We start from the raw sequence: 306 nt of genomic DNA on the forward strand, positions 1-306 counted from the left end.
GCATCAGCTTCCGCTAGTGCATCTTCTTCATTAAACTCTGGCAATTCGAAGTCATCAAACGAGAATTCTTCTTCGCCTTCTTGTCCTAGAACTTCAGCTTGTTCTGCTACTTCCGCTTGTGGTGTAGCTTCAACTTTCGGTTCAGCGACAGGTGTCACTAGCTCTGGTGTTACGTCAGTTTCCGCTAATGCTTCTGGTTCAGACGCCTCATCTTCAATCAGCCAATCATCGTCTTCTGGCACACCAAATTCATTTGGAATGATCTCTGGCATGTTTGCAGCACGAACTGGCTCTGGCTCTGGCTCT

At 47.4% G+C, this 306-nt stretch carries 1 protein-coding gene; it reads right to left on the bottom strand.

Annotation, left to right across the window (positions count from 1 at the left end):
• Nucleotides 1-306: hypothetical protein (locus AB4161_RS17225; protein WP_372058228.1), on the bottom strand; the 306-nt coding region annotated here is incomplete at both ends.

It is taken from the genome of Vibrio sp. 10N.286.51.E5 (genome assembly GCF_041469125.1).
Lineage (GTDB): Bacteria > Pseudomonadota > Gammaproteobacteria > Enterobacterales > Vibrionaceae > Vibrio > Vibrio crassostreae_C.